Source organism: Streptomyces sp. NPDC058773 (assembly GCF_042746015.1).
Taxonomy (GTDB): domain Bacteria; phylum Actinomycetota; class Actinomycetes; order Streptomycetales; family Streptomycetaceae; genus Streptomyces.
Genome location: NZ_JBHYPE010000001.1, coordinates 391704 through 412233, shown reverse-complemented (window position 1 = coordinate 412233; position 20530 = coordinate 391704). Strand labels below are relative to the sequence as shown.

The window sequence follows — 20530 nt, the reverse complement described above, 5'->3', positions numbered from 1 at the left end:
CGGGCCGCCGGAGGTCAGTGCGTCAGATCGCGGTGGATGACCCGTGCGGCGCGCTCGACGGCGGCCACCCCGTCGTCCATGGTGTGGTTCCTGGTGGAGAGGACGGCCATGCCGTAGTCGTTCCCGTGGCCGTCGAAGGCGCCGACGCTGTTCACCCGCCAGCCGTCGGTCTTGCGCGGCAGCCAGCCGTTCTTGACGTGCACGGTGGCGCCGCCGGGGGCACCGGCGGGGACGCCCCAGCGCTGGTCGGGGACGACCCGGTGCATCAGGCCGAGGGCGTAGCCGCGGGAGGCGGCGGTGAGCACCGGGTTGTCCGTGGTGAGCAGCTTCATCAGCGTGAGCTGGTCGGCGGCGGTGATCTGGGTGAGGCCCCAGGCGCCGTGCGTGCCGGGGACGGTGTGCCGCATGCCGGCCAGGGACAGGAAGTGCTTGATGCCGGCCGGGCCGATCCGGCGCCAGAGCGCGGTGGTCGCGTTGTTGTCCGACTTGGTGATCATGGCGGTGGTCAGCCGTACCTCGTGCGGGGTCAGCTTGCGGTGCGCCTCCTCGGCCTTCCGCAGCAGGGCGCCGAGCACCGTGACCTTCACCACACTCGCCGAGTCGAAGTGGGCGCCGGCCTGGAACTCGCAGTGGGTCCGGGTGCGCCGGTCGTAGACCGCCAGCGCCGAGGCGCCCTCCCGCCCGTGGAGGGCGTCGGCGATGTCCTGGGAAAGGGCGGGTGCCAGGCCCGGCCGCTGTGAGGTGCACACGACCTTGGCGTGGCCGACCGGCGCGCTGGCGGAGCCGGCCGCGGCCGGGGTCGCCGTGGTGAGCACCGTGAGCAGCGATCCGGCAGCCACGACCGCGGCCAGCCCGCGGCGCGCGCAGCTCGATATGCGTGATCCGTGCATGGAGGTGGTGTCCTGTCCCGCTGTGTATCGGAGGCTCCGCCGCCGGGCGGCCGGCCTCGTGCGACCGGCTCCGTGCCGGGTCACCGCGGCCGTGCGGCCGAGCGGTGTCCCGCTTCATGGGTCACGGCGACGATACGGGGCGGGGGTGCGGACACCCCGGGGATTTATGTGGTTTGTCCGTATTTGGGGGGTGTGGTCAGGGTGTGACATTCGCCAAATCCGAGGGCGAATGCCGTCGGGTCTCTACGGTCGTGGCAGGGCCTTCCGGGGCTTGGCGCCGGTGCGCGGGCGACGGGTCGCGGCCGCCCGGCGGCGGCGTGCGCCGGCCATCAGCTGGCGGGTGCGGAGGGCCATCTCGATCTCGAAGCGGGCCCGTGGGTCCCGCAGGCGGGCTCCGAACAGCTTCTCCAGCTGACGCATCCGGTAGCGGACCGTCTGCGGGTGGATGCTGAGCGCCTTGGCCACCTCCGGAGCCCCCATCCCGCCGAGCCAGGCGAGCAGGGTCGCCTCCAGCCGCTCACACCGCTCCGGCGTCAGCCCCGCGAGCGGGCGCAGACGGCGGGCTATCAGGGTGTGGGCGAGCGATTCGTCCTGGAGCAGGACGAGGGAGGAGAGGTGGTCGTCGACGAAGACCACGCCGGCGTCCGGACCGTCGTGCGCCGCCGCCAGATCCAGCAGCCGGGACGCGGTGCGTACGGAGGCGGCAGCCTCTGTCGGCGCCACCGCGTGGCCGACCACCGCGGCGCGGTGGCGCAGTACGCCCTTCAGCCGGGCCCGTCCGTTCCTGCCGTCGGCCAGCGCGGCGGGGATCAGCAGGCCCGGTGCCTCGCCCGGTGCGCTGACGAGGCAGTCGCCCAGCGCGGACGCCACCAGGTGGATGTCGGTGTCGGAGCGCAGCATGACCGCGCGCACCTTTTCGGGCAGTGGACGGCCGGACCGCAGGACGCCCTCGATCAGCCGGGCCACCTGCTGGCTGCCGCCCCGCTCGATGACTTCCTTGAAGCTCGGGTTGCGATCGCAAAGAGACTGCGCGATCAGTTCGGTCAAGATCGCGAGTTGGCCTTCGCTGTCGGCTTGCGTGTCACCGCATTGCAGTAACTGGACGCCATTGAGTGCCTCGCTCACCATTCTGCCTCTGTTTCCTTGCGTGGAAAGCTGGTCCGGCCTGTTGTACCCCACCTGGCATGTGCCGTCGGCAGCTGACAGAACTCGTTCGGATGCCCTTACGGAATCCGTCAGAAGTCCTTCCGCTTTGCGACAGAAACTGTGCGAGATGCGGTGGGACACGAGCGTACCCCCAGCTTCCGCTTGGAAGGAATCGTGGTGCTGAGATGAAGAAGTCGTGCGCTTGCCCTCAACGGGGCGGCCCGGTAGCGCGCTGGACGAGGCGTCAGGCCGACACCCCCTAGGCTGGGCAATCCGTTCGGTATCGCCGAGACTGTGCTGAGCGGGCGGCGTCAGGTCACCTGCGTACCGCCCACCGGCTGCGACGGGACTGGTGCATGTGAAGATCCTCATCTCCGCGGACATGGAGGGCGCGACGGGGGTGACCTGGCCGGCCGATGTGCTGCCGGGGACGCCCCAGTGGGAGCGCTGCCGCCAGATGTTCACGTCCGACGTCAATGCGGCCATCGCCGGCTTCCACGACGGCGGGGCCGACGAGGTGCTGGTCAACGAGGCGCACTGGACGATGCGCAACCTGCTGCTGGAACAGCTCGACGAGCGCGCGCAGATGCTCACCGGACGGCACAAGTCGCTGAGCATGGTCGAAGGGGTGCAGCACGGCGACGTCGACGGGATCGCCTTCGTCGGCTATCACACCGGGGCGGGCACCGAAGGCGTCCTCGCGCACACCTACCTCGCCAACACCCTCACCGGCGTCTGGGTCGACGGCGTCCGCGCGAGCGAGGGCTACCTCAACTCCCTGGTCGTCGCCGGGTACGGCGTCCCCGTGGTGCTGGTCACCGGCGACGACCGCACCTGTCAGGACGCCCTCGGATACGCCCCGGAGGCGCCCGGCGTCGCGGTCAAGGACTATGTGTCGCGCTACGCGGCCGTCTGCCGCCCGCCGGCCCGTACGGCCGCCGAGATCCGGGCCGCCGCCCGGAAGGGAGCGGCGCTGGCGGTGCGTCATGAACCGTCCCGGCGCGGCCCGTTCCGCGTCGAGCTGGAATTCGACGCGGAACATCTGGTGGGCGCGGCGACCTGTGTGCCGGGCGTGGAACGTTCCGGGGAACGCCGTGTCGCGTACACCGCTCCGGACATGTACGAGGGCATCCGGTGCTTCAAGGCGGTCACCACCGTCGTGTCGTCCGCCGTGGAGGAGCAATATGGCTGAGGCGGAGTCCGGCACCGGGCCGTCCCCCGACGCGGACCAACGGGCGCTGGACGAGGTGGTGCGCTTCACCTCCGACCTGATCCGGATCGACACCAGCAACGCCGGTGACGGCACCTGTCAGGAGCGCCCGGCCGCCGAGTACGTCGCCGAGCGGCTCGCCGGGGCCGGGCTGACGCCGACGCTGCTGGAGCGCAGCAAGGGCCGGACGAACGTGGTCGCCCGCATCGAGGGCACCGATCCGGCGGCCGACGCGCTGCTGGTGCACGGTCATCTCGACGTGGTGCCGGCCGAGCCCGCCGACTGGAGCGTGCACCCCTTCTCCGGGGAGGTCCGCGACGGCGTGGTCTGGGGCCGCGGCGCCATCGACATGAAGAACATGGACGCGATGGTGCTCGCCGTGGTCCGCCGGTGGGCCCGCGACGGGGTCCGGCCGCGCCGGGACATCGTGCTCGCCTTCACCGCCGACGAGGAGGCCAGCGCCGAGGACGGTTCCGGCTTCCTCGCCGACCGGCACCCCGGACTCTTCGAGGGCTGCACCGAAGGCATCAGCGAGTCCGGGGCGTTCACCTTCCACGCCGGTGACGGAATGCGGCTCTACCCGGTCGCGGCGGGGGAGCGCGGCACGGCCTGGCTGACGCTGACCGCCCGGGGCCGGGCCGGGCACGGCTCGAAGGTCAACCGCGACAACGCCGTCAGCCGGCTGGCCGCGGCCGTCGCCCGGATCGGCGCGTACGACTGGCCGGTCCGGCTCACCCCGACGGTGCGGGCCGCGCTCCGCGAGCTCGCCGCCCTGCACGGCATCGACGTGGACGCCGGCGCACCGGACTTCGACGTCGATGCGCTGCTCGACAGGCTCGGCCCGGCCGCCGGGCTCGTCGCCCCGACGGTCCGTAACAGCGCCAACCCCACGATGCTGGCGGCCGGTTACAAGATCAATGTGATCCCGGGAACCGCCACCGCCCATATCGACGGCCGGGTGGTCCCCGGCGGTGAGACGGAGTTCCGTACCACCCTGGACGCACTCACCGGACCCGGGGTGAGCTGGGAATACCACCATCGCGAGGTCGCGCTCCAGGCCCCGGTCGACGCCCCGGTGTTCGCCGCGATGCGGGCCGCGATCGAGCGCTTCGACCCGGACGGCCATGTCGTGCCGTACTGCATGTCCGGCGGCACCGACGCCAAGCAGTTCTCCCGGCTGGGCATCACCGGCTACGGTTTCTCCCCGCTGAAACTGCCCGAGGGCTTCGACTACCAGGCACTCTTCCACGGCGTGGACGAATGTGTGCCGGTCGAGGGGCTGCACTTCGGGGTCCGGGTACTCGATCATTTCCTGCGCTCGGCCTGACCGGCCGACGCATGGCCCGACCGGTGGTGGAGAGGAACAACAGCATGGTGACCACGGCTCCGTACGGTGGCTGGACGTCCCCGATAGAGGCCCGGACGGTCGCCGCCCACGACGGCCGGCCGGCCTTCGTCGGCGTCGTCGGCGACGAGGTGTGGTGGACGGAGCCACGGCCCGCCGAGGGCGGCCGGCGGGCGCTGGTCCGCCTGCGGCCGGACGGCACCGAGGAGTCGGTTCTCCCCGCGCCCTGGAACGTCCGCACCCGGGTGCTGGAGTACGGCGGCCAGCCCTGGGCCGGTACGGTCACCGACCGCGGACCGCTGGTCGTCTTCAGCGACTTCGCCGACCAGCGGCTGTACGCCTACGCACCGGACGGCGACGAGGCGCCGCGCCCGCTCACCCCGCTCTCCGGGGTCGGTGCCGGGCTGCGCTGGGCCGACCCGGTGCTGCGCCCGGAGCTCGGCGAGGTGTGGTGCGTCCTGGAGGAGTTCACCGGCGACCGGCCGGACGAGGTGCGCCGGGTGCTCGCGGCCGTCCCGCTCGACGGTTCCGCCGCCGAACACCGCGACTCCGTACGGGAGTTGACCGGCGACCGGCAGCGCTTCGTGACCGGCCCGCGGATCTCCCCGGACGGGCGGCGGGCCGCCTGGCTCGCCTGGGACCACCCCCGGATGCCCTGGGAGGGCACGCTGGCGATGGTCGCCAGGATCACCGGCAACGGCGAGTTCGAGGACATCCGGCCGCTCGTCGGCGACCTCGGCCCCGGCGCGCCGCACGGCGGTGCGGACGGTGAGTCCGTCGCACAGATCGAATGGGCGGCCGATGGCTCACTGCTGTTCGTCTCCGACCTCAGCGGCTGGTGGGAGCTGCAGCGCATCGACCCCGACGCGACGGGCGACGGCGTGGTGGCGAGCCGCGCGCTGTGCCCGGCCCGGCAGGAGGAGTTCGGCGGGCCGCTGTGGACCGTCGGCCAGCGCTGGTTCCTGCCGCTGGACGACGGCACCCTCGCGGTGATCCACGGCCGGGGCGCCACCTCGCTGGGCATCCTCGACCCGGTGAGCGGCGAACTCGTCGACGCGGCGGGCCCGTGGACCGAATGGGCGCCCAGCCTCGCCGTGCACGGCAGCCGCATCGTCGGCATCGCCGCCGGCCCGCAGAGCTCGTACGAGATCGTCGAGCTGGACACCTGCACCGGACGTGCCCGGGTCCTCGCCTGCCGGCACACCGACGTCCTGGACCCGGCCTACTACCCCCGGCCGGTCGGCCGGACCTTCACCGGCCCCGACGGGCGCGACATCCACGCCCACATCTACCCGCCGCACAACCCCGGTCACCGCGCCCCCGACGGTGAGCTGCCGCCCTTCGTGGTGTGGGCGCACGGCGGCCCCACCAGCCGGGCCCCGATGGTGCTCGACCTGGAGATCGCCTACTTCACCACCCGGGGCATCGGCGTCGCCGAGGTCAACTACGGCGGCTCGACCGGCTACGGGCGCGCGTACCGCGAGCGGCTGCGCGGCCAGTGGGGCGTGGTGGACGTCGAGGACTGCGCCGCCGTCGCCCGCGCGCTGGCCGATGAGGGCACCGCCGACCGGGCCCGGCTGGCCATCCGCGGCGGCAGCGCCGGCGGCTGGACCGCCGCCGCCTCCCTGACCACCACCGACCTCTACGCCTGCGGCACCATCAGCTACCCGATCCTGGACCTGACCGGCTGGGCCACCGGTGAGACCCATGACTTCGAGTCGCGCTATCTGGAGTCGCTGATCGGTCCGCTCGACGAGGTGCCCGACCGCTACCGCGAGCGCTCGCCGCTGCACCGCGCGGACCGGATCACCGCGCCGTTCCTGCTGCTCCAGGGCCTGGACGATGTGATCTGCCCGCCGGCGCAGTGCGAGCGCTTCCTCGCCGAGATCGACGGGCGCGCCGTACCGCACGCCTATCTGTCGTTCCCCGGCGAGGGCCACGGCTTCCGCCGCGCGGACACCATCGTGCGCGCGGTGGAGGCCGAACTCGCCCTCTACGTCCAGACCTTCGGCATCACCCGCGACGATGTCCCGGCGCTGGAACTGGGCGGATGACGGTGACCGGAGCGGTCCGGCCGCCGCGGCTGCGGCCCGGTGACCGGGTGGCGGTGATCGCGCCCAGCGGCCCGCTCGCGCCGGAGCGGCTGGACCGCGGGCTGGACGTGCTCCGCGGCTGGGATCTCGACCCGGTCGCCACGCCTCACGCCCGCGGCACCCACCCCACGCTGGGCTATCTCGCCGCCTCCGACGAGGAGCGGGCCCGCGACCTCCAGGAGGCGTGGTGCGATCCGTCCGTGAAGGCGGTGTTCGCGGGGCGCGGGGGCTATGGCGCGCAGCGGATGGTGGACCTGCTCGACTGGGACGCCGTCCGTGCCGCGGCCCCCAAACCACTGGTCGGCTTCAGTGATGTGACGGTGCTGCACGAGGCGTTCGCGATGCGCGCCGGGGTGTCCACCCTGCACGGACCGGCCGCCGCGGGTGAGGTCTTCCTCAAGGACGACGCCACCCGGGAGCATCTGCGGCGCACGCTGTTCGCGCCGGAGACCGTGCGCACCCTGGTGTCGCCGACCGCCCGGCCGCTGGTGCCGGGCCGGGCCCGCGGTGTCACCCTCGGCGGCTGTCTGGCCCTGCTCGCCAGTGAGCTGGGCACCCCGGGGTCCCGCCGGAGCGCGGCGGGCGGGCTGCTCCTGCTGGAGGACGTCGGGGAACCGCCGTACCGCATCGACCGGACGCTCACCCAACTCCTGCGGGCCGGCCGGCTGGACGGTGTCGCCGGGATCGTCCTCGGTTCCTGGGCCCGCTGCGGGCCCTACGAGCGGGTGCGGGAGGTGCTGGTGGACCGGCTGGCCGGGCTCGGGGTGCCGGTGGCCGAGGAGTTCGGCTTTGGGCACGGCGATTCCGCGCTGACCGTGCCGCTGGGCGTCCCCGCCGAGCTGGACGCCACGGCCGGCACGCTCACCTTCGGGGAGCCGGCAACGGTGTGAGGGCCCGCCCGGCTCGACGGCAGGTCACTGCGGTCCAGGGGCCGGGGCCCGCGGCTGCTCTCACCCGCAGCGGAGCCGGCCGACGGCCCTGAACGCACGTCCTAACCGCGACGCGACTGCGGAGCGTTGACTTGCCGTCACACCTGGCACAGCATGAGCGCCCCGCTACCGACTGGTTGGTACGACCTGTGTGGAGGTCCTCGTGCCCAGCGACTCCCGTGCCGTGTTGCGCCCCGTGCTCCGCAGGTCCCTCGCCCTGCTGGCCGGCGCCGCCCTGGCCGCGCCGCTCGCCCTGACCGCCCCCGCCGTCGCCGCCGCCGACCCGTACACCGTCACCGCGCTGAAGGTCACCGTCCAGGCCGGGGACCGCCGTTGCACCCTGGACACGGACGTCTACCGCCCGGCCGGGGCCGACGCCGCGCACCCGGCGCCCGCCGTGCTGACCACCAACGGCTTCGGCGGCAGCAAGAAGGACGGCTCGACCGACGGCCTCGCCAAGGCCTTCGCCGCCCGCGGCTATGTGGTGCTGGCCTACTCCGGGCTCGGCTTCGGCCGGACCGGCTGCCCGATCTCCCTCGACGACCCCCGGATCGACGCCCGGGCGGCGAGCGGGCTGGTCGATCTGCTGGCCGGCACCCGTGCGGCCGACAACGGCACGCGGATCGGCTATGTCGCCGCCGACGCGGCCGGAGACCCGCGGGTCGGCATGATCGGCGGCTCCTACGGCGGCGCCATCCAGCTGGCCACCGCCGCCGTCGACCACCGGGTCGACGCGCTGGTCCCGCTCATCACCTGGAACGACCTCGTCTACTCCCTCGCCCCGAACAACACCGGCCGCACCGACGGTGTCACCGGCCCGCTGCCCGGCGCCTACAAGTGGCAGTGGACGAAGGGGTTCTTCCTGCTCGGCGAGGCGCAGGGGCTGCTGCATCCACAGCTCGCCCCGCCGCGCCCCGGCGGCTCGCGCTGTCTGCACTTCGTTCCGCGGGCCTGTGAGACCAAGCGGCTGCTGGATTCCGGGAGGTACCCGGCGGAGCGGACCGACGCCGTGCTCACCTACGCGCGCAGCGTCTCCCCGGTCTCGTACCTGTCCTCGGTCACGGCACCGACGCTGCTCGTACAGGGCCAGAACGACAGCCTGTTCAACCTCAACGAGGCCACCGCCACCTACCGGACCCTCGCCGCGCAGGGCACCCCGGTGAAGATGATCTGGCAGGCCTGGGGCCACAGCGGCGGGATGCGGAAACCGGCGAAGGGCGAACTCGACCTGGCGCGGGGCAATCTGGACTCCAGTTACGTCGGGCAGCGGATCGTGACGTGGTTCGACCGCTATCTGCGGCACCGGACGGCGACCGCCACCGGCCCGGCCTTCGCCTACCACCGGGACTGGATGACCGACGGGTCCGCCTACGCCGCCGCACCCGCCTTCCCCGTGGGCAGCACCCGTCGGCTGTATCTCTCCGGGGACGGCACACTCGTCGACCGGCGTGCGGCGGTGGTACGCGGCAGCCGGGCGTACCGCAATCTGCGGATGGCCACCAGCCACTCGGAGAGTTCGCTGTCCGGGATGCTGGGGCTGCCGGATGTCGCGCCGTACGACGCCCGGGGCACCTACCTCGACTGGACCTCGCAGCCGGTGGCGGACGGGCCGGTGGACGTGGTGGGTGCGCCCAGGGTGACGCTGGAGGTCGCCTCCCCGCAGGCCGAGCGGGCGCAGACGTCCGCGGACGCGGCCGACCGGCTGGTGCTGTTCGCCAAGCTCTACGATGTCGCGCCGGACGGCAGGAAGACGCTGGTGCACCGGCTGGTGGCCCCGGCCCGGGTGCCCGATGTGACCCGGCGGTTCACCGTGGAGCTGCCGGGCATCGTGCACCGTTACGAGCCGGGGCACCGGCTGCGTCTCGTGATCGCCGCGAGCGACGACGCCTATGCGGGCAATCGCGGGGTGAAGCGGGTGACGGTCAGCAGTACGCCCCAGGACACCGGGGTCCTCGAACTGCCTGTCACCCAAGGGGTGTTGCGGTAGCGGATGGGGTGGAAGCCGGAGGGACGAGTGGAGCGTGCGGACGTCCCGGCGCGCCGCGGGCGCCGGGTGCCACCGGGCGCCGGGTGCGTCAGCCGGGCCGTCCGCGCTGCGGGCGGCTCAGTCGTCCGTGACCGTGAGCGCCTGCACGGGGCAGGCGCGGGCCGCTTCCCGCACCAGCGGGTCGCCCGCGCCGTCCTCCCGGCCGGGCAGCAGGGCGCTGAAACCGTCGTCGTCCTGTGTGAAGACCCCCGGCGCGGTCAGGGCACACTGCCCCGCGCCGATACAGCGGTCGATGTCGATCGCGATCCGCATTCCGGACCCCTTTCCTCGGTCCGCCGTCCTGGCCGCTACCAGGTCAGCGGCAGTTCGATCATGCCTTGCAGAGTGTCTCCGGCCTTGAACGGAATCTCCGCGGCCGGCACGGCGAGCCGCAGCTCCGGAATCCTGGTGAACAGCGAGCGCAGCGCGATCTCCAGCTCCGCGCGGGCGAGGTTCTGCCCCAGGCACTGGTGGACCCCGAAGCCGAACGCCACGTGGTGGCGGGCCGAACGGTCGAGGTCCAGCTCGTCCGGTGCCGGATAGACGGCAGCGTCCCGGTTGATCAGCGAGGAGGGGAACAGGACCGCGTCGTCGGCGCGGATGATCTGCCCGCCGATCTCGATGTCCGCCGTCGCCACCCGCAGCATGCCGTCCGCGATGGACAGGAACCGCAGCAACTCCTCGACGGCGGCGGGCATCAGGCCCTCCTCGGCCCTGAGCTGCGCCAGCTGTTCGGGGTGTTCCAGCAGCGTGAAGGTGCCGAGCGAGATCATGTTGGCGGTGGTCTCATGGCCGGCCACCAGCAGGATCATGGCGAGCCGGACCAGCTCCTGGCGGGTGAGCGCGCCGGCCCGCAGCCGGTCCTCGATCAGCTCGTCCAGCAGCCCGTCGCCCGGGTGCCGCTCCTTGGCGGCGATCAGCTCGGCGAAGTACTCCTCCAGCTTCAGCCGGGCGTCCTCCGCCTCCTCGGCCGTCCGGCCGCGCAGGAGGCGGCAGGACTGCTCCTCGAAGAACTCGTGGTCCGCGTACGGGACGCCGAGCAGTGCGCAGATCACCATGGACGGCACCGGCAGGGCGAAGGCGGAGACCAGCTCGGCGGGCGGGCCCTGCGCCAGCATCCGGTCGAGCAGCCCGTCGACGATCCGCTGGATCTCCGGCCGCAGCGCGGCGGTCCGCTTGACGCTGAAGCTGGGGATCAGCATCCGGCGCTGGGTGTTGTGCTCCGGGTCGTCGACCCCGATCAGCGGGGTCCGGACCCGGCGGATCGCCTCGAAGCGCTCCACCGGGACCGGGAATGCCGGGTTCTGCCGGTCGGCGGACAGCCGCTGGTCGGTCAGCAGCGCGCGGGCCTCGGTGTGGCCGGTGACCGCCCACACCTGGCGGCCGTCGTAGAGCGTGACATGGGTCAGCGGACGGGCCTCGCGCAGCGGCCGGTAGCCGGCGGGCGGATGGTAGGGACAGGTGCGGTCCTGAAAGTAGGGGATGGCTTCGGTCACGGAATTCCTCCCGTACGGGACCCGAGTGGCCCGGGGTGCCCGTGTGTGAGATGGCCATGCTGTGGCGCGCCGTGCTTGCCGCGCCGATCTCACCTCATGCCTCGGATGCCGGGGACGTCTACGCGCAGTTCGGCCAACTTCGTTGAAATTCAGCTGAGTCCGGACCGGATGGCTGCGTTCCGTGGTTGCACGAGGGTGTCGATCACGCCGTTCAGATAGCGCTCGCGGGCCGCGTCGGCAGGCAGGCACTGCGGGACGGCGTGCCCGAGCTGGGCGTGGCCGAGGTAGGCGGTGTAGGCGAGCAGACCGCGGCGTCGCGCCTCGTCCTCGGCAAAGCCCAGCGCCGCGAAGAGCGCGGCGACATAGCCGATGCGCCGGTCGGTCACCCGGGCGAGCGCGGCCGCCACCCGTGGGTCCGCGGCGCTCGCCGGCAGGGTGACCTCCAGCGGGTCCGCGGCGGCGCGGGAGGTGGCCTGCACCAGCAGCCGCCGCAGCCGTCGCTCGGGATCGGGATCGGCCTCCATCTCGGTGATCACGGCCTCGGTGCCGGTCTCCTCCCAGCGCTCCAGCGCGGCCTCGATCAGGGCGTCGCGGTTGCTGAAGTGCCAGTAGAAGCTGCCCTTGGTGGCGCCCAGCCGGGCGGCCAGCGGTTCCACGGCCACCGCGGCGAGGCCGCCCTCGCCCATGGCCGCGAGAGCGGCATCGGCCCAGTCGCGGGCGGTCAGTCGCTCTCGTGCGCCGCTGTCGCGGGGCGCTTTCGCTCGCTGCTGTGGCATGTCCATACGGTACCGTACGGTAAAACATACGCCACCGTATGGAGGTGCCCCGTGCGTACCGTCCGCGATGTTCATGCCCGCACCGTCCACGCCCCGGCCGAGATGGCCGGAGCGCTGCTCGACCGGCTCGGCGGCGCGGACGATCCGCTCTTCCCCACGCCCGTCTGGCCGCCGATGCGCTTCGACCGTCCCCTGGGGGTGGGCGCCGACGGCGGCCACGGGTTCGTCCGCTACCGCGTCGCGGCCTATGAGCCCGGCCGCCGCGTCCGCTTCGACTTCACCGACGGCGGGGGCTGGCACGAGGTCACCGTCCGGCCCCTGGGGCCGGACCGCTGCCGGGTGGAGCACGTCCTGCAGAGGCGGCTGCCGCTGGTCCAGGGCGTGCTGTGGACACTGGCCATGCGGAGTGTGCACGGCACCGTGGTGGAGGAGATCTTCGACAACGTCGAACGGGCCGCCACCGGGCGGGTGTTGACCCCGGTCCGCCGCTCGCCGCGGGTACGCCTGCTCAACGGGCTGCTCTGGGACCGGCCCCGGGCCGTCGCGCTCCCCGCCGCGGCCCGGCTGGCGCACCGGGCTTTCCCGCGCACCGACTTCCAGGACGCCTGGCAGATGGAACTGCTGCCCGGTATGCCGCAGGAACCGGAGGCGTGGCAAGACGTACTGCGCGGCGCGTCCTTCCCGGTCGTCGGGCGCGCGGACGGCGAGATCCTGCTCGGCGAGGACGCCCGGCACCTGGACTTCCGCGCCTCGATCCTGGTCGCGGACGGCCGTGTCACGCTCGGCACGGTCGTCCGCGTCCGCAACACCGCCGGCCGCCTCTACTTCGCGCTCGTCCGCCGGGTCCACCCCTTCATGGCCCGGCTGATGCTGCGCCGCACCCACCGCCGGCTGGCCCTCGCCGCACCGAGCGCGGGGGAGCGGACGGGCCGGTGACGGCCGGGCCGGCCCCGGCGCGCCGCGCATGCGGCTGGCCCGCCGTGGCCGCGCTTCGTACGATCTTCCGGTGACGAGCAACGACCGCTATCTCGCGCGCGGCCCACGGGTCGGCATCCGGCACTTCACCGCCGCCGACCGGGCGGAGTTCACCGCGCTGGCACGGGAGAGCGCGGAGCTGCACCACCCCTGGCTCTTCCCGCCCACCACGGACGCCGCCTACGACAGCTATCTGCTGCGGCTCCAGGAGCCGCAGCGCGAGGGGTTCTTGATCTGTGCGGCGGCCGACGGCCGGATCGCCGGCTACCTCACCGTCAACAACATCGTGCACGGCGCGTTCCGCTGCGGCGCGATCGGCTACGGTGCCTTCGCACACGCCGCCGGCCGCGGCCTGATGAGCGAGGGCCTGCGGCTCGTGCTGCGGCACGCCTTCACCACGATGGGCCTGCACCGGCTGGAGGTCAACGTCCAGCCGGCCAACGGGCAGTCGATCGCCCTGGTCAGGCGGGCCGGCTTCCGGCTGGAGGGGTTCTCCCCGGACTTCCTCTTCATCGACGGCGCCTGGCGCGACCACGAGCGCTGGGCGATCACGGCGGAGATGGTCCCGGGGGTGGGGGAGTGATGCAATGTCCGTCATGACCATCGACTTCCACCGCACCGTGCCGATCTTCCGGATCTTCGACGTGGCCAAGGCCCATGAGTTCTACGTCGGCTATCTCGGCTGCTCGGTCGACTGGGAGCACCGCTTCGAGCCCGGTATGCCGCTCTACACCCAGGTGTCGCGCGGCGACCTCGTGCTGCATCTGTCGGAGCATCACGGCGACGCGACGCCCGGCTCCGCCCTCCACACCGAGCTGAGCGGGGTGCACGCACTGCACGCCGAACTGACCGGCAAGAACTACCCGTATCTGCACCCCGCCCTCGAACACGACGAGACCGGGACCTCGCTCACGCTGACCGATCCCTTCGGGAACCGGCTGCGCTTCACCGAAGCCGGTTCCGGCGCGCAGCCGTCCGAGGACGCCCCGGCTACCGGGACTTGCGGTTGATCTTCATGGTGTCCATGTCGGTGGCGGTGGACCGCAGGTCGCGGTAGCCCAGCCCGGCGGCGCGCAGTGCGGTCTCCGCCTTGTCCTCGGCGAGCGCGGCCGCCATCTCCTCGCCGTCCGCCGCGTCCGAGACGATGACGTAGCGGTAGCTGAAGGAGTGCAGCGCGGTGTCGTACGCCAGCGAGCCCTCCGGGGTGAACTTGAGCTGGGACAGGCCGTGTTCGTCCACCTCGGCCAGCAGCTCCGCCCGGGAGCCGGGTGTCAGGCCGTCCCACTTGCCGCGGACGATCACTCGGTAGGTGTGCTGGTCAGACATGGGTGCCGCTTCCGTTCCGGGGGGTCAATGAGCCGAAGTGCCAGGCTATTTCGCCGGATCTCCGAGGGCCTCCCCTTTTTCGGCGCGGCTGTGTGACGATCACCGTATGCGCCGTACCGTACTGATCGATGCCCCCTCCAACCTGGGACTGCGCCCGCCCGCGCCCGGCACCGTCCCCGGCTGCTACAAGCTCGCGGGCGCCCTGCGCGAGCAGGGTCTGCTGCGCAGGCTCGGGGCGCTGGAGGGCGGTGTGGTGGTGCCGCCGCGCTACGACCTGGGGGACTGGCAGGAGGGCGACGGCGACTTCAACGCCGCCGCTCTCGCCGCGTACACCGGCCGGCTCGCGACCCGTATCGAGGGACATGTGGCCGGTGGCGGCTTCCCGGTGGTGCTGGGCGGTGACTGCAGCATCCTGCTCGGCGCGGTGCTCGCGCTGCGGCGGCTGGGGCGCTACGGCGTCGCCTACCTCGACGGACACGGCGACTTCCGGCACCCGGGCAACACGGCGGTCTCCGGTCCGGTCGGGGCCGCGGCCGGGGAGGGCCTGGCGCAGATCACCGGTCGGGGCCAGGCGGACCTCACGGACCTCGACGGGCTGCGGCCGTACGTCCGCGACGAGGACGTGTGCGTCCTCGGCATCCGCGACGCGGACGAGGACCAGGAGGAGCTGACCGGTCTCGGCATCAGGCACGCCCCGGTCGGCGCGATCCGGCGGCGCGGTCCGGAGGCGGTGGCCCGCGACGTTCTCAAGCGCTTCCAGCACCCCCCGCTCGACGGCTTCTGGATCCATCTCGACGTGGATGTCCTCGACCCGTCCGTCATGCCGGCCGTCGACAGCCCCGACCCCGGCGGTCTGCTCACCGACGAACTCCGGGAGCTGCTGGGCCCATTGGCGGCCTCACCGCGCTGCGTCGGCGTCAACGTCACCATCTACGACCCGGACCACGACCCGGAAGGGACCGGCGCGGCGCTGCTCGCCGACCTCCTTGAAGGGGTCTTTGCGCAACCCTGACCCCGCCCGGCAACGAGAGGCCCTGTGCAGACCGGCGGTCACGCGGTTCCATGGTCAACAGGAGGCCGCCGCAGCCGAGGCGGCCCGGTCCAGCATTGCGAGGCAGCCGTGGCCACGAGTGTGCGACGCACCACCCTGACCCTCCCCGCCGCCCCTCTCGGCCCGGACAGCCCGCTCCCCGCGCTGCGGACGTGCCAGGACCCGCACCGCATCGAGGTCCCCCGGGACGCCGGACTGCCCGCCGACATGGCGCGGCAGTTGGGCCGGTCACCGCTGCGCTCGATCCTGCCCGTCCCGCTGCGCGACGGCTACGGCCGGGCCCGCCGCAGCACCGACCTGGACGCGCTGGTCATCGAGAACGACCGGCTGCGTGCCACCGTCCTGCCCGGCCTCGGCGGCCGGGTCCACTCCCTGCACCACAAACCCACCGACCGCGAACTCCTCTACCGCAACCCGGTGGTGCAGCCCGCGGCCTTCGCCCTCAACGGCGCCTGGTTCTCCGGTGGCATCGAGTGGAACATCGGTGCCACCGGACACACCACGCTCTCCTGCGCCCCGCTGCACGCCGCCCGCGTCCCGGCGCCGGACGGCGGGGAGATGCTGCGGCTGTGGGAGTGGGAGCGGCTGCGCGATCTGCCGTTCCAGGTGGACCTGTGGCTGCCCGAGGGCTCCGACTTCCTCCATGTGGGCGTGCGCATCCGTAATCCGCACCACCACTCCGTACCGGTCTACTGGTGGTCCAACACCGCCGTGCCCGAAAGCGCGCGCACCCGTGTCCTGGCGCCCGCCGACGACGCCTGGCACTACGGCTACGAACGGACCCTGCGCCGCGTCCCGGTCCCCGACTCCGGCGGCACCGACCGCAGTTACCCGCTGCGCAGCACCTACCCCGCCGACTACTTCTACGACGTGCCCGACGGTGCCCGCCGCTGGATCACCGCCCTCGACGCGGACGGCCGCGGTCTGGTGCAGACCTCCACCGACACCCTGCGCGGCCGCAAGCTCTTCCTCTGGGGCGCGGGGCAGGCCGGGCGGCGCTGGCAGCAATGGCTCACCGAACCGGGCACCGGCGGCTACGCCGAGATCCAGGCCGGACTGGCCCGTACCCAGCTGGAGCACGTACCGCTGGACGCCGGCGGCGAGTTCAGCTGGCTGGAGGCGTACGGGCCGCTGGAAACCGACCCCGCGACGGTGCACGGCGCGGACTGGGGCGCGGCCCGAGCGGAGGTCGCCGCCCGGCTCCGGGCCGCCCTGCCCCGGGCGGACGTCGAGGCCGCCTACGCCGCCTGGCTGCCATATGCCGACCAGGAACCGAAGGAGCCGCTGGCCGCCGGCTCCGGCTGGGGCGCTCTGGAGGCGGCCCGTACCGGTCTGGAGCTGCCCGGGACGCCCTTCGGCCCGGCCACGCTGGGCGCCGAACAGGAGCCGTGGCTGACGCTGCTGAGGACCGGGGACCTGCCGGCCGGCGGCCCGGTGCCCGGCCCGGTGGTGACCGCGCCGGGCTGGCGCGATCTGCTGGAGTCGGCGCCGCCCGGCCCGTCCACCGACTACCACCTGGGGCTCGCCCAGTGGCAGGCCGGCGACCGCGCCCAGGCCGTGCGCAGCTGGGAGCGGGCCGTAGGGCGCGGCGCCGGCTGCCTCCCGCTGTACTGCCTGGCCGTCGCGGAGTCCGAGGCGGGTGAGCCGGCCCGCGCCGCCGACCGGTATGCGCAGGCCTGTGCCGCGGCGGCGCGGGCGGCCTCGGAGCCGGACCCGGCCGCCGGTGCCTGGCGGGTGGTGCTGCCGGCGCTCGCCCGGGAGGCGGTGCCCGCGCTGCTCGCGGCCGGCCGTACGGAGGAGGCCGCCCAGCTGCTGGCGGGCCTGCGGCCGGCCGACCCGGCGGACGGCCGCTTCCGGCTGCTGACCGCACAGGTGCTGCTCGCCCAGGGGCAGCCGGCCGCGGCCCGGGAGGTCTTCGAGGCCGGTTTCGAGATCGCCGCTCTGCGGGAGGGCGAGGAGGTGCTCGGCGACACCTGGTACGCCATCGCCGAGCAACTGGTCGCGGGCGGTGGCCCGGTCACCGAGGAGGTCCGCGCCGCGGCCCGGACCGCCCATCCGCTCCCGGAGCGCTACGAGTACCGGATGCGGCCGGTGTAGCCGGCGCGGCGCCGGGCGGACGGCACGCTGTCTTCCCCGCGGCGCCGTCCACCGGCCCTTCGCCGTCACCCCAGCGGCTTGTCGAGCACCGCCTTGGTGTGGCTGAAGGTGTCCAGCGAGTACTCGCCGTGGTAGCGCCCCATACCGCTCTCGCCGACCCCGCCGAACGGCAGCTCGGGGGCGGTGAGATGGGCGACCGGCAGTCCGAAGGTGAGCGCGCCCGAGGAGGTCTCCGCCAGGAGCCGGCGCTTGGTGTCGTCGGATGCGGTGAACGCGTAGAGCGCCAGCGGCTTGTCCCGTTCGTTGATGAAGGCGATCGCCGCGTCCAGGTCGGGTACCGGCACGATCGGCAGGATCGGGCCGAAGATCTCCTCCTGCATCACCGGTGCGTCGGGGGCGACATCGGCGAGGACGGTGGGCGCCAGATAGCGCGTGGCGCGGTCGTGCGTACCGCCGGTGACCGTGCGTCCGCTGTCGAGCAGGGCCGTCAGCCGGTCGAAGTGCCGTACGTTGACGATCCGTCCGTACTCTGCCGCGGTGGCCGGGTCGGCTCCGTAGGTCTCGTGGACCGCCGTGGCGAGATGCGGCTCGATCTCCCGGGCGGTGTCACCGATCGCCAGGACGTAGTCCGGTGCCACACAGGTCTGGCCGGCGTTGAGGAACTTGCCGGTCACCAGCCGCCGGGCGGCCGCGGCCAGATCGGCACCCGGGTCGAGGACGACCGGGCTCTTGCCGCCCAACTCCAGGGTGACCGGGGTCAGATGCGGTGCCGCGGCCGCCATCACGATCCGGCCGACGGTGCCGTTGCCCGTATAGAAGATGTGGTCGAAGCGCTGGGCCAGCAGGGCGGTGGTCTCCGGGACGGCGCCCTCGACGACGGCCACGGCGTCGCCGTCCAGATAGCGCGGCAGCAGCCGGGCCATCGCGGCCGAGGCGGCGGGGGCGAGTTCGCTGGGCTTGACGACGGCGCAGTTGCCCGCTGCCAGCGCGCCGACGAGCGGGGCGAGCGCCAGCTGCAGCGGATAGTTCCAGGGCGCGATCACCAGGACCACGCCGAGCGGTTCCCGGACGGTGTGTGCGGCGGCCGGGAGCAGTCGCTCGGGCAGCTCCGCGGGCCGGGGAGCCAGCCAGCCGTCGAGCCGCTCCAGGGTGTGGTCGATCTCGTTGAGGGTGAAGCCGATCTCGGTGCGGTAGGCCTCCTCGGGGCCCTTGCCGAGGTCTTCGGCGAGTGCGGCGAGCAGGTCGTCGCGGTGGTCGGTGAGCAGGGTGCGCAAGGCCGTCAGCTGGCCGCGCCGCCATTCCGGGGCGGCGGTGCGGCGGGTGGCGAACGTGCGGCGGAGCCGGCCGACGACGGCGGCGGCATCCAGGTCAGTGGTGAGGGTCTGAGGGGCCATGACGCCGAGGCTACACGAAACGAAAATATTTCGTTTCGTAATGCGGGCCGGTAGACTCCCGGGGTGGCCGAACGCACCGAGAGCAACCAGACCGCGCCCCCCGGGCGGCAGCCGTCCCGCGGCCGGCCACGGGACGCCGAACGCGACCGGGCGCTGCTGGCGGCCACCCTCCAGGTCCTTCAGGAGAGCGGCTACGGCGGGCTGACCACCGCGGCCGTCGCCAAGCGGGCCGGGGTGTCCACGGCGACCCTCTACCGTCGCTGGCGCTCCAAAGAGGACCTGGTCGTGGGCACCGCCGTCAGCTGGGCGAGCGACCTCGGCCCGCAGCCGGACACCGGCAGCCTCAAGGGCGACCTCGCCGTCCTGCTCCGGGACAAGGCCGAGACGCTGGAGGGCCCCGGCGGACGGCTGCTGCACATCCTGATCGGCGAGGCCGCGCACAACGAGGCGCTGGCCCGGGTCCTGGACTCCGCGATCGTCCAGCCGGTCCGCGACCGGGCCGCCGAGGTGGTGCGACGCGCGGTCGCCCGCGGCGACATCCCGCCGCTGAAGGACGCTCATGTACTGGCCGATCTCGTCGTCGGCTCCATGGTCAGCCGCCTCTTCCTCACTCCCGACGTGACCTACCGGGGTGCTGCGGACGGCCCCACGTCCGGCGAGGCGGCGATCGGCGAACTCCTCCCGTTCCTGCTGCGCGCCCTGGGGGCACAGCCCGGCTGAGGGCGAACGCAAGCACCGCCCCGGCCCCGCCCGCCCCGTACCCCATTCCGGTGACCGTCCCCGCGGCCGCGGAATGAACCCCGGCCGTCACGCGTTGTAACGGATCATGAAGGCAATCATCGCGAACAGCTATGGCGGTCCCGAAGTCCTCGAATACACCGACCACCCCGACCCGAAGGTGGGCCCGGACTCGTTCCTGATCCGGGTCAAGGCGGCCGGGGTCAATCCCGTCGACTGGAAGATCCTCGCGGGCTATCTGGACCCGATGATGGATGCGCACTTCCCGTTCGTCCCCGGCTGGGACGTGGCGGGCGTGGTCGAGGCGGCCGGCGCGGACGCCACCGAGTACGGGATCGGTGACGAGGTCATCGGCTATGTCCGCAAGGACGAGGTGCGGCACGGCACCTTCGCCGAACTGGTCGCCGCCCCGGTCCGGACCCTGGCGCGCAAGCCGGTGTCGCTCAGCTGGCAGCAGGCCGCCGGGCTGCCGCTCGCCGGGCTGACGGCCTATCAGGCGCTGAACCGGATCGGGGTGACGGCGGGCGAGACCGTTCTGGTGCATGCCGCCGCGGGCGGCGTCGGCTCGCTCGCCGTCCAGATCGCGCTCGCGCGGGGAGCGCGCGTCATCGGCACGGCCGGCGAGCACAACCATGCGTTTCTGCGCTCCCTGGGCGCGGAGCCGGTCACCTACGGCGAGGGTCTCGCCGGCCGGGTACGGGAGGTGGCGCCCGAAGGCATCGACGCGGCCCTGGACTTCGTCGGCGGCGGCGTCGTGGACGTCTCGCAGGAAGTCCTCAAGGACCGCAGCCGGGTGGCCTCCATCGCCGACGGCGAGGTCACGGCGAAGGGCGGCCACATGGTGTGGGTCCGCCCGGACTCCGCCGATCTGACCGCGCTCGGCGCGCTCGCGGACGCCGGCAAGCTGACGGTGCCGGTCGCGGCGTCCGTCCCGCTGCCCGAGGCGGCCGAGGCGCTCCGGCAGAGCATGACGGGACGCACCCGCGGCAAGATCGTGCTGGAGGTGGCCTGACGGCAGCCCGCTCCGCGCCCGCCGTC

The 20530-nt window shown here is 73.2% G+C and carries 19 protein-coding genes; 12 read left to right on the top strand and 7 right to left on the bottom strand.

Annotation, left to right across the window (positions count from 1 at the left end):
• Nucleotides 1–14: 14 nt before the first annotated feature.
• Nucleotides 15–890 carry a serine hydrolase gene (locus ACFW5B_RS01825; RefSeq protein WP_386431592.1) on the bottom strand — a complete coding sequence of 292 codons (876 nt, stop codon included), beginning with the start codon at nucleotides 888–890 and terminating at the stop codon, nucleotides 15–17.
• A gap of 243 nt (nucleotides 891–1133) precedes the next feature.
• Nucleotides 1134–1937, bottom strand: coding sequence for a PucR family transcriptional regulator (locus tag ACFW5B_RS01820; RefSeq protein ID WP_386431589.1), 804 nt, complete (start codon nucleotides 1935–1937; stop codon nucleotides 1134–1136).
• A gap of 457 nt (nucleotides 1938–2394) precedes the next feature.
• Here ACFW5B_RS01820 and ACFW5B_RS01815 point away from each other — a divergent pair, with 457 nt between their 5' ends.
• The 5 genes from ACFW5B_RS01815 to ACFW5B_RS01795 all read left to right on the top strand — a co-directional run bounded on the left by ACFW5B_RS01815 (nucleotide 2395) and on the right by ACFW5B_RS01795 (nucleotide 9600).
• Nucleotides 2395–3228, top strand: coding sequence for a M55 family metallopeptidase (locus ACFW5B_RS01815; RefSeq protein WP_386431586.1), 834 nt, complete (start codon nucleotides 2395–2397; stop codon nucleotides 3226–3228).
• Entirely contained in the window at nucleotides 3221–4573 is a 1353-nt protein-coding gene (locus tag ACFW5B_RS01810) for a M20/M25/M40 family metallo-hydrolase (RefSeq protein WP_386431583.1), read from the top strand. The genes ACFW5B_RS01815 and ACFW5B_RS01810 overlap by 8 nt, the downstream gene beginning before the upstream one ends.
• Nucleotides 4574–4617: 44 nt before the next feature.
• On the top strand, nucleotides 4618–6645 hold the full coding sequence (locus ACFW5B_RS01805) for a prolyl oligopeptidase family serine peptidase (protein ID WP_386431580.1): 2028 nt from the start codon (nucleotides 4618–4620) through the stop codon (nucleotides 6643–6645).
• A complete protein-coding gene (locus tag ACFW5B_RS01800; protein ID WP_386431577.1) occupies nucleotides 6642–7574 on the top strand; it encodes an LD-carboxypeptidase in 933 nt (310 codons plus the stop codon). The genes ACFW5B_RS01805 and ACFW5B_RS01800 overlap by 4 nt, the downstream gene beginning before the upstream one ends.
• A 202-nt stretch (nucleotides 7575–7776) precedes the next feature.
• Nucleotides 7777–9600, top strand: coding sequence for an alpha/beta fold hydrolase (locus ACFW5B_RS01795; RefSeq protein ID WP_386431574.1), 1824 nt, complete (start codon nucleotides 7777–7779; stop codon nucleotides 9598–9600).
• 117 nt (nucleotides 9601–9717) lie between these two features.
• On the opposite strand, the gene ACFW5B_RS01790 is transcribed toward ACFW5B_RS01795, so the two are convergent.
• The 3 genes from ACFW5B_RS01790 to ACFW5B_RS01780 form a co-directional block, all read right to left on the bottom strand.
• Nucleotides 9718–9912 (bottom strand): ferredoxin, encoded by a 195-nt coding sequence (locus ACFW5B_RS01790; RefSeq protein WP_386431572.1) that lies wholly within the window; start codon nucleotides 9910–9912, stop codon nucleotides 9718–9720.
• A gap of 35 nt (nucleotides 9913–9947) precedes the next feature.
• Nucleotides 9948–11135 carry a cytochrome P450 gene (locus ACFW5B_RS01785; RefSeq protein WP_386431569.1) on the bottom strand — a complete coding sequence of 396 codons (1188 nt, stop codon included), beginning with the start codon at nucleotides 11133–11135 and terminating at the stop codon, nucleotides 9948–9950.
• 149 nt (nucleotides 11136–11284) lie between these two features.
• Nucleotides 11285–11917 (bottom strand): TetR/AcrR family transcriptional regulator, encoded by a 633-nt coding sequence (locus ACFW5B_RS01780; RefSeq protein WP_386431566.1) that lies wholly within the window; start codon nucleotides 11915–11917, stop codon nucleotides 11285–11287.
• Nucleotides 11918–11962: 45 nt separating this feature from the next.
• On the opposite strand from ACFW5B_RS01780, the gene ACFW5B_RS01775 reads away from it, so the two are divergent.
• From ACFW5B_RS01775 to ACFW5B_RS01765, 3 genes are all read left to right on the top strand, one after another.
• Entirely contained in the window at nucleotides 11963–12847 is an 885-nt protein-coding gene (locus ACFW5B_RS01775) for a DUF2867 domain-containing protein (RefSeq protein ID WP_386431563.1), read from the top strand.
• 70 nt (nucleotides 12848–12917) lie between these two features.
• The gene (locus ACFW5B_RS01770; RefSeq protein ID WP_386431560.1) at nucleotides 12918–13469 is read left to right on the top strand and encodes a GNAT family N-acetyltransferase; all 552 of its coding nucleotides are present in this window, start codon (nucleotides 12918–12920) and stop codon (nucleotides 13467–13469) included.
• Nucleotides 13470–13482: 13 nt separating this feature from the next.
• The gene (locus tag ACFW5B_RS01765) at nucleotides 13483–13896 is read left to right on the top strand and encodes a glyoxalase superfamily protein (protein WP_386431557.1); all 414 of its coding nucleotides are present in this window, start codon (nucleotides 13483–13485) and stop codon (nucleotides 13894–13896) included.
• Here ACFW5B_RS01765 and ACFW5B_RS01760 read toward each other — a convergent pair.
• Nucleotides 13877–14212, bottom strand: coding sequence for a DUF6204 family protein (locus ACFW5B_RS01760; protein WP_386431554.1), 336 nt, complete (start codon nucleotides 14210–14212; stop codon nucleotides 13877–13879). The two genes, ACFW5B_RS01765 and ACFW5B_RS01760, sit on opposite strands and share 20 nt — an antisense overlap.
• 106 nt (nucleotides 14213–14318) lie before the next feature.
• Here ACFW5B_RS01760 and ACFW5B_RS01755 point away from each other — a divergent pair, with 106 nt between their 5' ends.
• Both ACFW5B_RS01755 and ACFW5B_RS01750 read left to right on the top strand, forming a co-directional pair.
• A complete protein-coding gene (locus ACFW5B_RS01755) occupies nucleotides 14319–15224 on the top strand; it encodes an arginase family protein (RefSeq protein WP_386431552.1) in 906 nt (301 codons plus the stop codon).
• A gap of 108 nt (nucleotides 15225–15332) precedes the next feature.
• Complete coding sequence (locus ACFW5B_RS01750) at nucleotides 15333–17360, top strand: DUF5107 domain-containing protein (RefSeq protein ID WP_386431549.1); 2028 nt, start codon at nucleotides 15333–15335, stop codon at nucleotides 17358–17360.
• A 65-nt stretch (nucleotides 17361–17425) separates the two neighbouring features.
• Here ACFW5B_RS01750 and ACFW5B_RS01745 read toward each other — a convergent pair whose 3' ends face one another.
• Entirely contained in the window at nucleotides 17426–18754 is a 1329-nt protein-coding gene (locus tag ACFW5B_RS01745) for an aldehyde dehydrogenase family protein (RefSeq protein ID WP_386431547.1), read from the bottom strand.
• Between the two features lie 63 nt (nucleotides 18755–18817).
• Between ACFW5B_RS01745 and ACFW5B_RS01740 the strand changes: the two genes are divergently transcribed.
• Nucleotides 18818–19474: a TetR/AcrR family transcriptional regulator gene (locus ACFW5B_RS01740; protein WP_386431544.1), complete on the top strand. Its 657-nt coding sequence runs from the start codon at nucleotides 18818–18820 to the stop codon at nucleotides 19472–19474.
• A gap of 106 nt (nucleotides 19475–19580) precedes the next feature.
• Nucleotides 19581–20504 (top strand): NADP-dependent oxidoreductase, encoded by a 924-nt coding sequence (locus ACFW5B_RS01735; RefSeq protein WP_386431541.1) that lies wholly within the window; start codon nucleotides 19581–19583, stop codon nucleotides 20502–20504.
• Nucleotides 20505–20530: the final 26 nt, after the last annotated feature.

What these genes read in the sequence shown, in the direction of transcription:
- ACFW5B_RS01790 (WP_386431572.1), bottom strand. Translation starts at nt 9,912, where the DNA reads ATGCGGATCGCGATCGACATCGACCGCTGTATCGGCGCGGGGCAGTGT.
- ACFW5B_RS01735 (WP_386431541.1), top strand. Translation starts at nt 19,581, where the DNA reads ATGAAGGCAATCATCGCGAACAGCTATGGCGGTCCCGAAGTCCTCGAA.
- ACFW5B_RS01755 (WP_386431552.1), top strand. Translation starts at nt 14,319, where the DNA reads ATGCGCCGTACCGTACTGATCGATGCCCCCTCCAACCTGGGACTGCGC.
- ACFW5B_RS01745 (WP_386431547.1), bottom strand. Translation starts at nt 18,754, where the DNA reads ATGGCCCCTCAGACCCTCACCACTGACCTGGATGCCGCCGCCGTCGTC.
- ACFW5B_RS01800 (WP_386431577.1), top strand. Translation starts at nt 6,642, where the DNA reads ATGACGGTGACCGGAGCGGTCCGGCCGCCGCGGCTGCGGCCCGGTGAC.
- ACFW5B_RS01825 (WP_386431592.1), bottom strand. Translation starts at nt 890, where the DNA reads ATGCACGGATCACGCATATCGAGCTGCGCGCGCCGCGGGCTGGCCGCG.
- ACFW5B_RS01780 (WP_386431566.1), bottom strand. Translation starts at nt 11,917, where the DNA reads ATGGACATGCCACAGCAGCGAGCGAAAGCGCCCCGCGACAGCGGCGCA.
- ACFW5B_RS01760 (WP_386431554.1), bottom strand. Translation starts at nt 14,212, where the DNA reads ATGTCTGACCAGCACACCTACCGAGTGATCGTCCGCGGCAAGTGGGAC.
- ACFW5B_RS01805 (WP_386431580.1), top strand. Translation starts at nt 4,618, where the DNA reads ATGGTGACCACGGCTCCGTACGGTGGCTGGACGTCCCCGATAGAGGCC.
- ACFW5B_RS01810 (WP_386431583.1), top strand. Translation starts at nt 3,221, where the DNA reads ATGGCTGAGGCGGAGTCCGGCACCGGGCCGTCCCCCGACGCGGACCAA.
- ACFW5B_RS01765 (WP_386431557.1), top strand. Translation starts at nt 13,483, where the DNA reads ATGACCATCGACTTCCACCGCACCGTGCCGATCTTCCGGATCTTCGAC.